The organism is Curvibacter sp. GW821-FHT09D12, from assembly GCF_059416245.1.
Map to the genome: position 1 here is coordinate 1 of NZ_JBWKOU010000001.1, position 16,227 is coordinate 16,227.

The following is a 16,227-nucleotide window of genomic DNA, read 5'->3' on the forward strand; positions in this document are numbered from 1 at the left end:
ATCAGTGGCGCGATCCAGCACCTGGCGGGGATGAAGGACAGCAAGGTGATCGTGGCGATCAACAAGGACCCGGAGGCGCCGATCTTCAGCGTGGCCGACTATGGCCTGGAGGCTGATCTGTTTGTGGCTGTGCCTGAACTGATCAGCGCTCTGTGAACTGAGGCCCAGGGCCCTTTTTGACAACAAGCCAAATGGGCATCGTTCGCGATGCCCTTTTCATATCCGGAGATGAACCCCATGAGTTACACCGCCCCCCTGAAGGACATGCTGTTCAACATTGAACACCTGGCCAACATCGAACAAGTCTCGCAGATCCCTGGTTTCGAGGAGGCCGGCCTGGAAACGGCCCAGGCCGTGCTTGAAGAATGTGCCAAGCTCAACGAGGGCGTGATCGCCCCCTTGAACTGGGACGGCGACAAGAACCCGTCGAGCTGGAAGGACGGTGTGGTCACCACCACCCCGGGCTTCAAGGAGGCCTTCAAGCAATACGCCGAAGGCGGTTGGCAAGGCTTGCAGCACCCAGTCGATTTTGGCGGCCAAGGCCTGCCCAAGACCATTGGCGCGGCCTGCACCGAGATCCTCAACTCGGCCAACATGAGCTTCGCCCTGTGCCCCTTGCTGACCGATGGCGCGATCGAAGCCCTGCTGACGGCGGGCAGCGATGAACTCAAGGCCATCTACCTTGAAAAGCTGGTGTCGGGCCAATGGACCGGCACCATGAACCTGACCGAGCCCCAGGCCGGCTCGGACCTGGCTCTGGTACGCACCCGCGCCGAGCCGCTGCCCGATGGCACGTACAGGATCTTTGGCACCAAGATCTTCATCACCTACGGCGAGCACGACATGGCCGAGAACATCGTGCACCTGGTGCTGGCCCGCGTGCAGGGCGCACCTGAAGGCGTGAAGGGCATCAGCCTGTTCGTGGTGCCCAAGTTCATGGTGAATGCCGATGGCTCGCTGGGGGCGCGCAACGACGTGCATTGCGTGAGCATCGAGCACAAGATGGGCATCAAGGCCAGCCCCACGGCGGTGCTGCAATACGGAGACCACGGCGGCGCCATTGGCTACCTGGTGGGCCAGGAAAACCGCGGCCTGGAGTACATGTTCATCATGATGAACGCGGCCCGCTATGCCGTGGGCATGCAGGGCATTGCGGTGGCCGAGCGCGCCTATCAAAAGGCCGTGCAATACGCCAAGGACCGCGTGCAAAGCCGCCCGGTGGACGGCAGCCTCAACGCCAGCGCCGCCATCATCCACCACCCCGACGTGAAGCGCATGTTGATGACCATGCGCGCCTACACCGAAGGCTGCCGTGCCATGGCCAGTGTGGCCGCCGCCGCTTACGACGCGGCCCACCACCACCCCGACGCCGACACCCGCAAGGTGAATGCAGCCTTCTACGAATTCATGGTGCCGCTGGTCAAGGGCTACAGCACCGAGATGAGCCTGGAGGTCACCTCGCTGGGGGTGCAGGTGCATGGCGGCATGGGCTTCATCGAAGAGACCGGCGCGGCCCAGTACTACCGTGATGCCAAGATCCTGACCATCTATGAAGGCACCACCGCCATCCAGGCCAATGACCTGGTGGGGCGCAAGACCGCGCGCGATGGCGGCCAGACGGCCAAGGGCATTGCCGCCCAGATCGAGCAGACCGAGACCGCCTTGCTGGCCAGCGGCACCGACACGGCTGCCGTGGTGGCGAAGCGCCTGAAGGCCGCCCGCCTGGCATTCCTGGACGTGGTCGACTTTGTGGCGGGCAACACCAAGGCCTCGCCCAATGCCGTGTTTGCCGGCTCGGTGCCCTACCTGATGCTGGCCGGCAATGTGGTGGCCGGCTGGCAACTGGCCCGTTCGCTGCTGGTGGCGCAAGACCTGCTGGCCCAGGGCCAGGACGAGGCCTTCATGCGCAGCAAGATCAGCACAGCCCGCTTCTATGCCGACCACCTGCTGAGCAAGGCTTCTGGCCTGCGCGACAGCATCGTGGAAGGTGCTGACAGCGTCACCGCGCTGGCACCGGAAGCCTTCTGATCGGATGGGCCGCGCTGTCCCGAAACGGACAGTGCGGCCGACCTCCCGCCCGTCAAAATTCGCGCAGACCCATCCTGGAGACAAAACACATGTCGAAACTGCCTCCGGCGCTCGCCAACCGGCCTTTCCCGGTCATCGGCTCGCCGCTGTTCATCATCAGCAACCCCAAGCTTGTCATCGAGCAGTGCAAGGCCGGCGTGATCGGCTCGATGCCGGCGCTCAATGCCCGCCCAGCCGCCCAACTGGACGAGTGGCTGGCCGAGATCACAGAGGCCCTGGCGGCCCACAACAAGGCCAACCCCGACAACCCGGCCGCCCCATTCGCCATCAACCAGATCGTGCACAAGAGCAATGATCGCCTCGATCACGACATCGAGATGGTCATCAAGTACAAGGTGCCGGTGATCATCACCTCGCTGGGGGCCCGCACCGATGTGAACGAGGCCATCCACAGTTATGGCGGTGTGGTGTTGCACGACATCATCAACAACGCCTTTGCCCACAAGGCCATCGAGAAGGGCGCTGACGGCCTGATCGCGGTGGCGGCAGGTGCCGGTGGCCATGCCGGTACCAAGAGCCCATTTGCGCTGATCCAGGAAATCCGCCAGTGGTTCGACGGCCCTGTGGCGCTGTCGGGTTCGATCGCCTCGGGCGGGGCCATCCTGGCGGCTCAGGCCATGGGCGCCGATTTCGCCTACATGGGCTCGGCGTTCATCGCCACCGAAGAGGCGCGCGCGGCCGAAGCCTACAAACAGGCCATCGTCGACGGCAACTCGGACGACATCGTCTACAGCAACCTGTTCACCGGTGTGCACGGCAACTACCTCAAGCCCAGCATCCGTGCCGCCGGCCTGGACCCCGACAACCTGCCCGAGAGCGACCCCAGCAAGATGAACTTTGGCGGCGACGCCAAGAAGGCCTGGAAGGACATCTGGGGCTGTGGCCAGGGCATTGGTGCCATCAGCAAGGTTCAGAAGACCGCGGACCTGGTCGCCCAGCTCAAGCGCGAGTACGCCGAGGCCAAGGCCCGCCTGCTGGCCGCCTGATGGCCCGCCGCAAGGCGTTGGCACACCCACCCGCTGCGGCGGGTTTTTTTTCGCCCGAGGTACAGCGGGATCGCCCATGACGGCACAATGCGCAGCCTTTGTCATTTGAGTGCTGGAGCTCACCCATGAACCTGATCGCCGAACTGCAAGCTGCCCGCAAACGCCAGGGGCTCAAACAGCAGGAGCTGGCCGAGCAGGCAGGGCTGTCGCGCATGACGGTGCAACGCATCGAGTCGGGCGCCATCGACCCTCGCCTGAGCACCTTGGCCGAAATGGCCAGGGTGCTGGGGCTGCAGCTGGTGGCCGTGGCCTCGGAACAGCCCCATCCGCTGGTGGCCGCACCAGGTGCCCCCATCGTTGACGAGGGTCAGGCCTGAGCTGTCTGCAGGGCCGCCCGGATGAACTCAAGCCGGTCTTGTCCGAAGAACATCTCTTCGCCGACAAAACAGGTGGGCGCGCCGAACACGCCGCGTCGCACAGCCTCGTCGGTGGTGTTCTTCAGTTGGGCCTTGACCTCGGCATCCGAGCACCAGGCCAGCACCTGATCCGCATCGAGCCCCGCGCCCGACAGCAGCTCGACCACCACGGCGGCCTGGCCGAGGTTCAGGCCCCGCACCCAGATGCCCTCGAACACGGCCTTCAGGTAGGCCTGCAGCTGTTCGGGCTGGTGCATCACAAAGCCGGTGGCCGCCCGCATCAGCATCAGGGTGTTGATCGGAAAGAATGGGTTGCGCTGCAAGCTCACCCCGTAGCGCAGGGCGTAGCGCGCCAGGTCGTGGAACACATAAGCCCCCTTGGCCGGCACGGTGGCCGGCGAGGCGTTGCCGGTGGCCTGGAACACGCCGCCCAACAACATCGGGCGCCATTGCAGTTGGGCGCCGGTCTCGGCAGCCAGGGTGGGCAGCTGCGTCCAGGCCAGGTACGAGGCCGGGCTGCCCACGTCGAAAAAGAACTCCACTGTGCGACCCATGTTGTCTCCGAAGTCAGGTTGGGCGGATCGCTCACCGTAGGCAGGTGGGTGCAGGGTGTCAAGGCGGCCATCCCTGAGTGTCTCGCGCCTGGGTGACAGCGGCGGGCTTGCCGGCACGGCGGCCTTGCAGGCAAGATCGTTACCAGGCCGGTCACGGCACCCACCCTCCATGGAGATTCCGGTATGACGCAGACACAGCAGCCACGCGGCGTGGCCTTGGTGATCGGTGCGGGCGACGCCACAGGCGGCGCCATTGCCAAGCGCTTTGCCCGCGAGGGCTACATCAGCTGCGTCACGCGCCGCACGGCTGACAAGCTGCAGCCTCTGGTGGACGCCATCCGTGCCGACGGTGGCCAGGCGCACGGTTATGCCAGCGATGCCCGCAAGGAAGACGAGGTGCAGGCCCTGTTTGAACGCATCGAGGCCGAGCATGGGCCCATCGAGGTGCTGGTGTTCAACATCGGCGCCAACGTGCCCTGCAGTGTGCTGGATGAAACCGCCCGCAAGTACTTCAAGATCTGGGAGATGGCCTGTTTTAGCGGCTTCCTGAACGCGCAAGCCGCCGCGCGCCGCATGGTGCCGCGCGGGCGTGGCACCATCTTGTTCACCGGTGCCACCGCCGCCTTGCGCGGTGCGGCGGGCTTTGCGGCCTTTGCGGGGGCCAAGCACGCCTTGCGGGCGCTGGCCCAAAGCATGGCGCGTGAGCTGGGTCCGCTGGGCATCCATGTGGCCCATGTGGTGGTCGATGGCGCGATCGACACCGAATTCATCCGCAGCAATTTCCCCGAGCGCTATGCCCTGAAAGCGCAGGACGGCATCCTCAATCCCGAGCACATCGCTGACAACTACTGGCTGCTGCACCAGCAGCCACGCGATGCCTGGACCTTTGAATTGGACCTGCGGCCTTATATGGAACGCTGGTAGGCCTGGGCAGGCGCAAGCCCCCACCTGAGCGGTGGCGGCGGGCTGTGAGCGCTCCAAGGCAGGGCGGCATCAGCTATTCACAACGGGCATACATCGCTCGGAGTTTTTCATTATTCAGGGCGCAAGGCCCTGGCTAAAGTGGCCGCGCACCGCTGCTGCCGGTCGTGCGGGCCTGCACGGACGTCTCCAGCGGAGAGCTGTCGCCCGGGTGTGTCTGTTTGCGTGAGCCCGGAGCAGCTTGGCTGCGTCATCGGCCCCTGTGCCGATCCCATCCCTGTGTGCCCGTTCCATCTAGAGAGTCGATTCATGTCTGCGAAGCAAGACCCCAACAGTCCGTTCATCCGAGAAGAAGGCGTCGTTCACCTGGGGGGCATTGACGCCCTGGTGCGATTGACGCTGGACCAGATTCGCACCGACCAGCGCCGCGGCCTGCGCACCGGCATGTTCGTGTCGGGCTACCGGGGCTCGCCGGTCGGCATGCTGGACGCCGCGTTGATCAAGCGGCAAAAGCTGCTGCTGGAGCACAACATCCGTTTCGTCGACGGCCTCAACGAAGACCTGGCGGCCACGGCGGTCTGGGGGACCCAGATGCTGGGCGCCGTGGGCCAGGAGAAGTTCGATGGTGTCACCGGCCTCTGGTACGGCAAGGCCCCGGGGGTGGATCGCAGCGGTGACGCGCTCAAGCACGCCAACTACACCGGCATGGGCAAGAACGGCGGGGTGCTGGCCGTGGTGGGGGACGACCCCAGTTGCAAGTCGTCGTCATTGCCCAGCCAAAGTGAGCCCATGTTGTTCCACCTGGGCATGCCTGCGTTGTACCCGGGCACCGTGCAGGACATCCTGGATCTCGGCTTGCATGGTTACCAGATGTCGCGCCTGTCTGGTTTGTGGGTGGGCCTCAAGATGGTCACCAACGTGGCCGATGGCAGCGGCAGTGCCGAAGTCTCGCCCGAGCGCCTGAACTTTCAGCTGCCCGACCTGGAGTTCGATGGCGTGCCTTTCACGCCGCGCATGAACCTGGGCATGAACGTGCGGGCCGAGGCCCTGGAGATGGAGCACTCGCTGTACACGCAGCGCCTGGAGCTGGCCAAGCGCTACGCGAGGGTGAACAAGCTCAACAACGTGGTGCTGCCCAATCGGGACGCGTGGCTGGGCATCGTGACGGCAGGCAAGACCTACAACGACCTGATGCAGGCCCTGCGCGAGATGGGGCTGGACGAGGCGGCCTTGAAGCGGCACGGCGTGCGCATTCTCAAGATGGGCATGTTGTTCCCCATGGAGCCCACCATCGTGCGCGAGTTCGCCGAGGGTCTGGAAGAGCTGTTCGTGATCGAAGAGAAGCGTCCGTTCCTGGAGATGTTTGCCAAGAACGTGCTGTACGGAAGCGCACGTGCCCCTCGCATCGTCGGCAAGTTCGATGAGCAGGAGCAGCCCTTGTTGCCGCCGGGCGGCGAGTTCGAATCCGACGTGATCGCCCGCGCGCTCTACAAGCGCCTGTCGCAGAAGGCGCGCATTGAATCGGCCGAGGCGTGGCTGCATCGCCTGGATGCGATTCACCTGCGCGACGATCCCGACACCGCAGGCCGCACCGCCTGGTTCTGTTCGGGCTGCCCGCACAACAGTTCGACCGTGGCCCCGGATGGCAGCGTGGTGTCGGCGGGCATCGGCTGCCACACCATGGCCATGTGGATGGACCGCAACGTGGTCATGGGCACCCACATGGGGGCCGAAGGCGCGCAGTGGATCGGCATGGCGCCGTTCACCGAGGTGCCGCACATTTTCCAGAACATGGGCGACGGCACCTACTTCCACTCCGGTAGCCTGGCCCTGCGCTACACCGTGGCAGCCGGCGTCAACATCACCTACAAGCTGCTCTACAACGCCCACACCTCCATGACGGGGGGGCAGGACATCCAGGGCAGCCACCCGGTGGCCAACGTGGTGTCCGAGTTGCTGGCCAACGGCGCCACCCAGGTGCTGATCACCACCGATGACCCGTCCAAGTACAACGGCGTGGCCTTGCCCGGCGGCACCGAGGTCTGGCACCGCGATCGCCTGGATGAGGCCCAGCGCACCCTGGCGGCCGTGCCTGGCACCACCGTTCTGATCCATGACCAGGAGTGCGCTGCCGAATTGCGCCGCCTGCGCGGGCGTGGCCAACGGCCCGAACCGGCGGAAAGCGTGGTCATCAACGAGCGGGTGTGTGAAGGCTGTGGCGATTGTGGCGAGCAGTCCAACTGCATGAGCGTGGAGCCCATCGAGACGGACTTCGGTCGCAAGACGCGCATCCACCAGGGCTCGTGCAACAAGGACTTTTCCTGTGTCGACGGCTTCTGCCCCTCGTTCCTGACCGTCACCCCTGCGCCCGAAGCGGCGGGGGCTGCGCCCGTGAAGAAAAAGAAGAAGGGTCGCATCCCGGCCATGGAGCACGCGTTGCTCGAACCCGAACTCAAGGTGCGGGGCGACTTTGGTGTGCACATCATGGGCATTGGCGGAACCGGCTCGGTCACGGTGGCCTCCACCATCGCCAACGCGGCCCGCATCGAGGGCAAGCATGTGATCGGGCTGGACCAGACCGGCCTGGCGCAAAAGGGTGGGGCCGTGATCTCGGACCTGAAGATCACGGCAGCACCGTTCCAGGGCGCCAACAAGATCAGCGATGGCTGTGCCGATCTGTACCTGGGCTTTGACATCCTGAACGCCACCGACCCCAAGAACCTGGACAAGTGCCATCCTGAGGTCACGGTGGCCGTGGTCTCGACCACCCGTACCCCCACCGGGCAGATGGTGTCCGACCGCCATGTCCAGTTTCCCGAACTGGACCCCTTGATGCAAGGCATCCAGCGTGTCAGCCGAGCCGCTGACAACGTCTTCCTGGATGGCCAGGGCCTGGCCGAAGGCCTGTTTGCCGACAGCATGGCCACCAACATCTTCATGGTGGGCGTGGCCTACCAGGCCGGTGCCTTGCCCTTGGAGGCCGCCTCGATCGAGGCGGCCATCGTGCAGGCCGGCGTGGCCGTCGACATGGGGCTGGCTGCTTTCCGCTGGGGCCGTCTGGCCGTGAGCCGCCGTGATCTGGTAGAGGCCGAGATTGCTCGCCTCAACCCCGTGGCAACTGCGGGCAGCGTGGTCACTTTGCACCGCCCGGCCCGCTTGAGTGCAAGCGCCCAGAAGATGGTCGATGCCTGTGGTGCCGATGGCGAGCTGCTGCGCCTGCTGCAGCGCCGGGTGCCCGAGCTGATCGACTACCAGAACGAGGCCTATGCCCGCCGATACACCCAGTTCGTGCGCCAGGTGGCCGACCTGGAGCGCCATGCCCTGCCGGGCAGCACCCTGATCGCCGAGGCCGTGGCGCGCAACCTCTACAAGCTCATGGCCTACAAGGACGAGTACGAGGTGGCCCGCCTGCACACCGCACCCGAGTTCCTGGCCCGCCTGGAGTCCGAGTTCAAACCCGGCCACCGCCTGCAGTTCCACCTGGCCCCACCGCTGCTGTCCAAGCGTGACCCGGTGACGGGCCATCTGATCAAGCGAGCCTACGGCCCCTGGGTGTTGACCGCCTTCAAATGGCTGGCCCGCTGCAAGGGCCTGCGCGGCGGCGTGCTGGATATCTTCGGCAAGACCGAAGAGCGTCGTCAGGAGCGGCAACTCATCGAGGACTACTGCCGACAGATGGTGGATGTTCTGAGCCGCCTGCGTCGGGACAACTTCGACACGGCCTTGAAGCTGGCGCAACTGCCTGATGCCATCCGTGGTTATGGCCATGTGAAGCACCGCAACCTCGAAGCCGCCCGCGCAGAACAGTCGCGTCTGCTTGCCGCGTTCAACCAGCCTGCACCACTGCGCCGCGCCGCCTGACGGGCGCGGGGTGTGTTCTCTGATCTCCTATCCATCGAAAGCCATCCATGAATGACCTCCAAGGCCATGATTTTGAAGACCTGCAGGCGGGCATGAGTGCCAGCTTTGCCAAGACCATCACCGAGGCCGACATCGTCCTGTTTGCCGGTGCCTCGGGCGACAACAACGCCATGCACATCAACGAGGAGTTCGCCAGTGCCACGCCTTTCAAGGGCCGCATCGCGCATGGCATGCTCACGGCCAGCGTGATCTCGGCGGCCATTGCCGGCAAGTTGCCCGGCCCGGGCACGATCTACCTCTCGCAAAGCCTGCGTTTCAAGGCTCCAGTGCACCCTGGCGATACGGTCAAAGCCACCGTGACTGTCAAGGAATTGTTTCCCGAGAAACGACGAGTGAGCTTGACGACTGTCTGCACGGTCGCTGGCAAGGTGGTGATTGAGGGGGAGGCGCTGGTCATGCCCACGGCACGCCAGCAGGCCACCTGATCGCCAGAGGGGGGCTCAGCCCCTAGCATTTGCTTACCCGGTCCGTACAGGACGCCTCTAAGCTGCCGAGCCACTGCGCCGCAGTGTCTGTCTATTCCGGGCAGCTCCATTCAAGAGGTCATGCACGATGCGGAACTTCAAACAGTCGCGCCTGTCTTTGGCGCGCTCCCTCAAACTCTCCCAACTGGTGGTGTTCGAGGCCGTGGTGTCAGCAGGCTCGATTCTGGCCGCCTCGCGCGAGTTGGCCCTGACCCAGCCTGCTGTCAGCAAGTCCTTGCACGAACTGGAGCGTTACCTCGACCAGGACCTGTTCGTGCGCAGCAAGAAGGGCGTGGCCCTGACCGAGTTCGGGCGCCTGTTCGAGCGCCATGCCCGCACCATGCTGCTGGAACTGCGCTGCCTGTCCGATGGGCTCAATGCCTGGCAGATGGGCGTGTCGGGCCACGTGGTGGTGGGCACGTTGATCACCGCCTCGGCGGTGTTGGTGCCCGAGGCCATCCACCGCCTGCGCGGAGGGGCGCCCGACGTGGAGGTCGAGGTGCGGGTGGGCACCAACACCACGCTCTTTCCAGCCTTGGCCCGGGGCGATCTGGACGTGGTGGTGGGTTACCTGCCGCGCGACAACGATGTCCTGCCCGGTGTCCTGCATCCCGACCGCCTGCAACATCAGACCCTTTACGACGAGGCACTGTGCGTGGTCGTCGACAGACAGCATCCGCTGGCCGCACGGCAGGGCCTCACCCTGCGTGAGCTGCATGACCAGGAGTGGATCCTGCCCACCCCCGATTCAGTGGCCTACGGCGCTGCCTGCGCCATGTTCGACAGCGAGAAGCTGCCCTTGCCGGCGCGGGTGGTGTATTCGGTGTCGGTGCTCACCAACATGGGCTTGCTTCGTCGGCGACCCATGGTGGCCTTGATGCCGCAACTGGCGGCCCAGCGCTTCGAGGAGACGGGCCTGCTGTCGCGGCTTTCGCTGGGCCCGCTTGAGGCCTTTGCCACCGTGGGCTACAGCGTCTCTTCGCATCGCCAGCCCAGCGCTGCGTGCCAGCGTTTCATCGAGGCCTTGCGCGCCTCGGTCTGAGTGCCGCCTGACCCGACTCGAGGGTGGCGGCCGGCGCCAGCCTGAATCCCTCATGGCATCGATCTGATCTCAAGGCGTCCACCGGCCTGCGCAGGCCACGCAGCCTGCCTCGGACGTGGGGCGGGTTTTCCGCTATTCCCGGGCGCTATAGATCGCGTCTTTGTTTTCATTATCCAAAGCGCGGTCTGCTCCCTACAGTGCCTCCCAGTTTCACGTCGGAGGTTTCTTTGTCCTACCCATTCATGCTGCCAGCCTCGCTGGACTCCCTGCGCAATTACGTCGATGGTGAGTTCGTCTCCACCGAGCGCCAGTTCGACAACATCAGCCCTTTGCATGGGCGCCTGCTGGGCCGAGTCCATGAAGCCGATGCGGCCCTGGTCGACCGTGCGGTACAGGCGGCCCGCAAGGCGCTGGAGGGCCCCTGGGGGCACAGCACGGTCGATGAGCGCGCCGCCTGGTTGCACAAGGTGGCCGATGTCATCGAACGCCGCTTCGACGAGTTCGTCGCGGCCGAGGTCGCCGATACCGGCCGCCCTGTGACCCAGGCCCGCAACCTGGACGTGTTCCGCGCGATTGCCAACCTGCGCACCTTCGCCGACCTGGGCAAGGTCGCCCACGGCGAGTGCTTTGAAAGTCGCACCGCTCAAGGCGAGGCCTTGCTCAACTACACCGTGCGCAAGCCGCTGGGTGTGGTGGCCAGCATCTCGCCCTGGAACCTGCCCATCCTGTCGATGACCTGGAAGGCCGCACCGGCGCTGATCTGTGGCAACACCCTGGTGGTCAAGCCCTCCGAAGAAACCCCCTCGTCGGCCACCTTGCTGGCCGAGGCCTTCCATGAGGCCGGCGTGCCCCCGGGTGTGTTCAACCTCGTGCATGGCTTTGGCGCCAATTCGGCCGGGGCCGCGATGTCGGCCCACCCGGGCATCGACGGCATCACCTTCACAGGCGAATCGCGCACCGGATCGACCATCATGAAGGCTGTGGCCGACGGGGTGAAAGAGGTGTCGTTCGAACTGGGTGGCAAGAACGCCGCCATCGTGTTTGCCGACTGCGATTTCGACGCGGCAGTGGAGGGGGTGCTGCGCTCTTCCTTTGCCAACACCGGACAGGTCTGCCTGTGCTCGGAGCGGGTGTATGTCGAGCGTCCGATCTTCGATCGCTTTGTGCAGGCCCTGAAGGCGGGTGCCGAGAAGCTGCGCATTGGCTACCCCGACGAACCCGGTGTGGACATGGGCTCGCTGATCTCGCACAAGCATCGGGCCAAGGTGCTTTCGTACTTCAAGCTCGCCGTGGAGGAGGGCGCCACGGTGGTCACAGGCGGCGGCATTCCTCATTTCGGCGACGAGCGCGATGACGGTGCCTTCATTCAGCCCACCATCTGGACCGGTCTGCCCGACACGGCCCGTTGCGTGCGCGAAGAGGTGTTCGGACCGGTGTGTCACATCGCGCCGTTCGACACCGAAGAAGAGGTGATGCGCCGAGCCAACGACTCCAACTACGGCCTGGCCGGCACTCTGTGGACCACCAACCTGCAGCGCGCCCACCGCGTGGCACGCCAGTTCGATACCGGCATCGTGTGGGTCAACACCTGGTACGTGCGGGATCTGCGCACTCCGTTTGGTGGCACCAAGCTGTCAGGGCTGGGCCGTGAGGGTGGACGCTGGTCGCTCGATTTCTACTCTGAAGTCAGCAACATCTGCATCAAGGTGGGCTGAGCATGCAGCGGCAAAACCTCAGTTCGCCGCGCTTGGCGGCGCCGCGCTTTCGCTACACGCCCTGCGTGAAGGTGGGACCGCTGGCCTGGCTGTCGGGCATGGTGGCCCTGGACCCCGCCACGGGCCAACTGGTGCCAGGGGGCGTGGGCCCCCAGACCCAGCGCATCTTCGACAACCTCGCGCTGGCCTTGCCGGACTACGGATTGCACATGGCCGATCTGTGCGTGGCACGCCTCTACACCACGGTGTTCGAGGAGTTCGGTGCCATCAATGAAGTCTGGGAGCGCCAGTTCGCCAACCTCACACCGCCGGCCCGCACGGCCGTGGGTGTCACCCACCTGCCCCTCGGGGCTCTGGTGGAAATCGAATTCTGTTTTTACCCCGCCTCAGGAGGGCTGTTGTGAATCCCACTTTGAAAGCCGTTGCGGACCTGCTCTGGTCCGCGGAGCAAACCGGTGAGGCCGTGGCCCCGGTGCGTGAACAAATCGAGCAGGGCGCCCAGGGGGGCGATGTGCTGCAAGCGGCCTACCAGGTCCAGCAGGACCTGACCCAGCGTCGACTGGACGCCGGCGGGCGCCTGGTCGGGCGCAAGATCGGCCTGACCTCGGTGGCGGTGCAACGCCAACTGGGCGTGGACTCGCCCGATTTCGGCGCCCTGTTTGCCGACATGGCCGTGGGTGATGGCGAAGAGATCGGCTGGTCGCGCCTGCAGCAACCCAAGATCGAAGCCGAGATCGCCCTGGTGCTGGGCCGGGACCTGTCGCACAGCCGTCACACCGTGGCCGACCTGATCAACGCCACGGCCTATGCCCTGCCTGCGCTTGAAGTGGTCGGCAGCCGCATCCGCAACTGGGACATCCGGCTGGCGGACACGGTGGCCGACAACGCGTCCTCCAGCCTGTTTGTGCTGGGCACCCGGCCCGTCAAGCTGAGCCGCCTGGAGCTGGCTGACTGCGGCATGGTGATGGAGCGCCGTGGTGATCAGGTGTCGGTGGGCGCGGGCTCGGCCTGCCTGGGCAACCCGCTCAATGCCGCCGTCTGGCTGGCCAATGTGATGGCGCGCATGGGCACGCCTCTGCGCGCGGGCGACGTGCTCATGACCGGTGCACTGGGGCCCATGGTGCCGGTGCAGCGCGGTGATGTGTTCACGGCCCACATCGAAGGCCTGGGGTCGATCCGCGCCGTGTTCGAACGATGAGCACCGGCCGTCACGCCACCCCCAGCCCCCAAGGAATTCAGAGAACCGACATGAACAAAATCGACAGCTTCGCCGCCGTCCTGGATGACGCGGCCCACCATGCCCATGATGTGCAGCAATTTCCGGCAGGGCAATTTGACCTTGCTGAAGCCTATGCCATCCAGCGCGCCTCGATTGATCGCCGGGTGGCGCGTGGCGAGCACCGCGTCGGCATCAAGCTGGGCTTCACCAGCCGGGCCAAGATGGTCCAGATGGGGGTGGACAACCTGATCTGGGGCTGGCTCACCAACACCATGCTGGACGAAGACGGTGGTGTGGTCGACCTGAAGCGATTCATCCATCCCCGCGTGGAGCCCGAGGTCTGCTTTGTGACCCGCCGCACCATCGATGCCCCCCTGACGGCACTCGAGGCCGCGGATTACCTGGAGGCCGTGGCGCCGGCGATGGAGATCATCGATTCGCGCTACCGCAACTTCAAGTTCACCCTGGAAGACGTGGTGGCCGACAACTGCTCGTCGGCCGGCTTGGTGGTGGGGGCCTGGAGCCGCGATTTCTCTGGCCTGCCCAATGCCGGTGTGCGCATGCAGTTTGATGGCCGCGATGTGCAGGTGGGCTCCACGGCCGCCATCCTGGGGCATCCGCTGCGTTCCATCGTGCAGGCCTCACGCCTGCTGCACCAGTCGGGCCTGAGCCTGCCTCCGGGCTCTTTGATCATGGCTGGCGCCGCCACCGCGGCCGAAGCACTGACACCCGGCTTGCACGTGCAGTGCCGCATCGGCAGCGGCGCAAGCGCCCTGGGTCAGGTGGCTTTCAGCACCCGCTGAAGACCGCCATCGGGCCCATCCAGAACAACAGACTCACAGGAGACAAGCACATGACTTCAGGTGCACAGGTGGTGGCCGGCAAGGCCACACCGCGAGGCCGCTTTCCCCACCTCAAGCGGGCCGGCGATTTCATCTACGTATCAGGGACCAGCTCACGCCGGCCCGACAACAGTTTCGAGGGTGTCCAGGTCGACCCGATGGGGGTCACGGCACTCGACATCCGGGCCCAGACCCGGGCCGTGATCGAGAACATCCGCGACATCCTGAAAAGTGTCGGGGCCGGGCTCGCGAACGTGGTCGAGACCCAGGTCTTCCTCGTGAACATGAACGATTTCGGTGGCTTCAACGAAGTCTGGGCCGAGTATTTCGACTACGACGGGCCCACCCGCACCACCGTCGCAGTGCATCAGTTGCCACATCCCCACCTGCTCATCGAGATCAAGGCTGTGGCGTATCACCCCAGTGCCCCACAACAAACCAAGGAGACTCAAGATGTTTGAAATGAAATACGGCATGCCCCTGAACTTTGGCCAATGGCTGGGCGAACACAATCACCTGCTGCGCCCCCCGGTCGGGAATGCCCAGATCTGGCCTGATTCCGATTTCATGGTGACCGTGGTGGCCGGCCCCAATGAGCGCAGTGATTTTCACGACGACCCGGTGGAAGAGTTCTTCTACCAGTTCAAGGGCAACGCCTTCATCATCATCTGGGACCGGGACCGCTATGAGCGCGTCACCCTCAACGAGGGCGATGTGTTCCTGATGCCTCCGCACGTGCTGCACTCGCCTCAGCGGCCCGATGCAGACAGCCGTTGCCTGGTGGTGGAACGGCGCCGTCCGGCGGGCGAAGCCGACGCCTTGCAATGGGGTTGTGCGGCCTGCGGAACCTTGATCAAGCGCTATGAGATGCAACTGCAGAGCATCGTGGCCGACCTGCCGCCGGTGTATGAGCAGTTCTATGCCACGCCTGATGCCGAGCGTGTGTGCCCGAAATGTGGTCTGCAGCATCCGGGCCGTGACTTCAAGACCTGGCACCAGGACATCGCCAAGTCGTCTCACGCAAAGGTGTACGCATGATCGATATGCACGCCCATTTCTTCCCGCCGATCAGCGCTGATCAGGCCCGGGCCATGGCGCCCGAACGGGCCCCTTGGCTGGCTGTCGATGAGGGCGGACGGACCGGGCAGATCATGCTGGGTGAGAAGCCTTTCCGGCCGGTCTACCAGGCCCTCTGGGACCCTGGCTATCGGGTTCAGGAGCTGGATCAGCAAGGCATTGCCATGCAACTCGTGTGCGCCACCCCGGTCATGTTCGGGTATGCCTGGCAGGCCCAGCGGGCGGCAGACTGGGCAGCGCGCATGAACGACATGGCGCTGGCCTTTTGCGCACCGCATCCAACGCGCCTGAAGCCGCTGGCCCAGGTGCCCCTGCAAGACCTGGAGGCCGCCTGTGCCGAGGCCTCGCGCGCCATGCAGGCCGGCTGTGTGGGCATTCAGATCGGCAACCACCTCGGGGACAAAGACCTCGACGATGAGCAACTGGTCGAGTTCCTGATCCATTGCGCCGAGCAGGACATCCCGGTGCTGGTCCACCCCTGGGACATGATGGGAGGCGACAAGCGCATGCAGAAATGGATGCTGCCCTGGCTGGTGGCCATGCCGGCCGAAACCCAGCTGGGCATGCTCTCCCTGATCATGTCGGGCGCCATGGAGCGCATTCCCGAGTCGCTGAAGATCTGCTTTGCCCATGGCGGTGGCAACTTCGCCTACGGTCTGGGTCGGGTCGACAACGCCTGGGAGCACCGCGACATCGTGCGCAAGGATTGCCCGCGCAAGCCTTCGGAATACGCACGGCGCTTTCACGTCGACAGCGTGGTGTTCAACCCGGGGGCCCTGCGCCTGCTGGTCGATGTGATGGGCGCAGACCGTGTGATGCTGGGCTCTGACTACCCCTTCCCCCTGGGTGAGCAAGACATTGGCAGCCTGGTGCGTGGGGTGGACTTCCTGACCCCCGCGCAGCGTCAAGGCATCCTGCGCGACAACGCTCAGGCCTTCTTCAAGCTGTGATGGCGGCCGGGCCAGGCGTCGCCACCCGTGGC

General features: G+C 65.0%; 15 protein-coding genes and 1 pseudogene. 15 read left to right on the top strand and 1 reads right to left on the bottom strand.

What is annotated here, in order from left to right; all coding sequences use genetic code 11:
• The 4 genes and pseudogenes from AC07PT_RS00005 to AC07PT_RS00020 all read left to right on the top strand — a co-directional run.
• Positions 1-156 (top strand): annotated as a pseudogene (locus AC07PT_RS00005) (electron transfer flavoprotein subunit alpha/FixB family protein); the annotation flags it as partial.
• Between the two features lie 81 nt (positions 157-237).
• The gene (locus AC07PT_RS00010; RefSeq protein WP_494655421.1) at positions 238-2,028 is read left to right on the top strand and encodes an acyl-CoA dehydrogenase; all 1,791 of its coding nucleotides are present in this window, start codon (positions 238-240) and stop codon (positions 2,026-2,028) included.
• Between the two features lie 89 nt (positions 2,029-2,117).
• Complete coding sequence (locus AC07PT_RS00015) at positions 2,118-3,074, top strand: NAD(P)H-dependent flavin oxidoreductase (RefSeq protein ID WP_492348718.1); 957 nt, start codon at positions 2,118-2,120, stop codon at positions 3,072-3,074.
• A 125-nt stretch (positions 3,075-3,199) separates the two neighbouring features.
• On the top strand, positions 3,200-3,451 hold the full coding sequence (locus tag AC07PT_RS00020) for a helix-turn-helix transcriptional regulator (RefSeq protein ID WP_492348719.1): 252 nt from the start codon (positions 3,200-3,202) through the stop codon (positions 3,449-3,451).
• On the opposite strand, the gene AC07PT_RS00025 is transcribed toward AC07PT_RS00020, so the two are convergent.
• The gene (locus AC07PT_RS00025) at positions 3,442-4,044 is read right to left on the bottom strand and encodes a 2-hydroxychromene-2-carboxylate isomerase (RefSeq protein WP_494655422.1); all 603 of its coding nucleotides are present in this window, start codon (positions 4,042-4,044) and stop codon (positions 3,442-3,444) included. The two genes, AC07PT_RS00020 and AC07PT_RS00025, sit on opposite strands and share 10 nt — an antisense overlap.
• A 183-nt stretch (positions 4,045-4,227) precedes the next feature.
• On the opposite strand from AC07PT_RS00025, the gene AC07PT_RS00030 reads away from it, so the two are divergent.
• The 11 genes from AC07PT_RS00030 (at position 4,228) to AC07PT_RS00080 (ending at position 16,195) form a co-directional block, all read left to right on the top strand.
• Positions 4,228-4,968, top strand: a complete 741-nt coding sequence (locus tag AC07PT_RS00030; RefSeq protein WP_492348721.1) for an SDR family oxidoreductase — start codon at positions 4,228-4,230, stop codon at positions 4,966-4,968.
• A 306-nt stretch (positions 4,969-5,274) separates the two neighbouring features.
• Complete coding sequence (locus AC07PT_RS00035) at positions 5,275-8,826, top strand: indolepyruvate ferredoxin oxidoreductase family protein (RefSeq protein ID WP_494655423.1); 3,552 nt, start codon at positions 5,275-5,277, stop codon at positions 8,824-8,826.
• A gap of 47 nt (positions 8,827-8,873) precedes the next feature.
• Positions 8,874-9,311 carry a MaoC family dehydratase gene (locus AC07PT_RS00040; protein WP_492348723.1) on the top strand — a complete coding sequence of 146 codons (438 nt, stop codon included), beginning with the start codon at positions 8,874-8,876 and terminating at the stop codon, positions 9,309-9,311.
• A gap of 127 nt (positions 9,312-9,438) precedes the next feature.
• The gene (locus AC07PT_RS00045) at positions 9,439-10,392 is read left to right on the top strand and encodes a LysR substrate-binding domain-containing protein (RefSeq protein ID WP_492348724.1); all 954 of its coding nucleotides are present in this window, start codon (positions 9,439-9,441) and stop codon (positions 10,390-10,392) included.
• Positions 10,393-10,634: 242 nt separating this feature from the next.
• Complete coding sequence (locus AC07PT_RS00050) at positions 10,635-12,107, top strand: 2-hydroxymuconic semialdehyde dehydrogenase (RefSeq protein WP_494655673.1); 1,473 nt, start codon at positions 10,635-10,637, stop codon at positions 12,105-12,107.
• A gap of 2 nt (positions 12,108-12,109) precedes the next feature.
• Positions 12,110-12,511, top strand: coding sequence for a RidA family protein (locus tag AC07PT_RS00055; RefSeq protein ID WP_494655424.1), 402 nt, complete (start codon positions 12,110-12,112; stop codon positions 12,509-12,511).
• On the top strand, positions 12,508-13,305 hold the full coding sequence (locus AC07PT_RS00060; protein ID WP_494655425.1) for a 2-keto-4-pentenoate hydratase: 798 nt from the start codon (positions 12,508-12,510) through the stop codon (positions 13,303-13,305). Before AC07PT_RS00055 ends, AC07PT_RS00060 begins: the two co-directional genes overlap by 4 nt.
• 50 nt (positions 13,306-13,355) lie before the next feature.
• Complete coding sequence (locus AC07PT_RS00065) at positions 13,356-14,129, top strand: 2-keto-4-pentenoate hydratase (RefSeq protein WP_494655426.1); 774 nt, start codon at positions 13,356-13,358, stop codon at positions 14,127-14,129.
• 50 nt (positions 14,130-14,179) lie between these two features.
• Complete coding sequence (locus AC07PT_RS00070; RefSeq protein ID WP_492348728.1) at positions 14,180-14,629, top strand: RidA family protein; 450 nt, start codon at positions 14,180-14,182, stop codon at positions 14,627-14,629.
• The gene (locus AC07PT_RS00075; protein WP_492348729.1) at positions 14,622-15,206 is read left to right on the top strand and encodes a 3-hydroxyanthranilate 3,4-dioxygenase; all 585 of its coding nucleotides are present in this window, start codon (positions 14,622-14,624) and stop codon (positions 15,204-15,206) included. Before AC07PT_RS00070 ends, AC07PT_RS00075 begins: the two co-directional genes overlap by 8 nt.
• On the top strand, positions 15,203-16,195 hold the full coding sequence (locus AC07PT_RS00080) for an amidohydrolase family protein (protein WP_492348730.1): 993 nt from the start codon (positions 15,203-15,205) through the stop codon (positions 16,193-16,195). Before AC07PT_RS00075 ends, AC07PT_RS00080 begins: the two co-directional genes overlap by 4 nt.
• Positions 16,196-16,227: the final 32 nt, after the last annotated feature.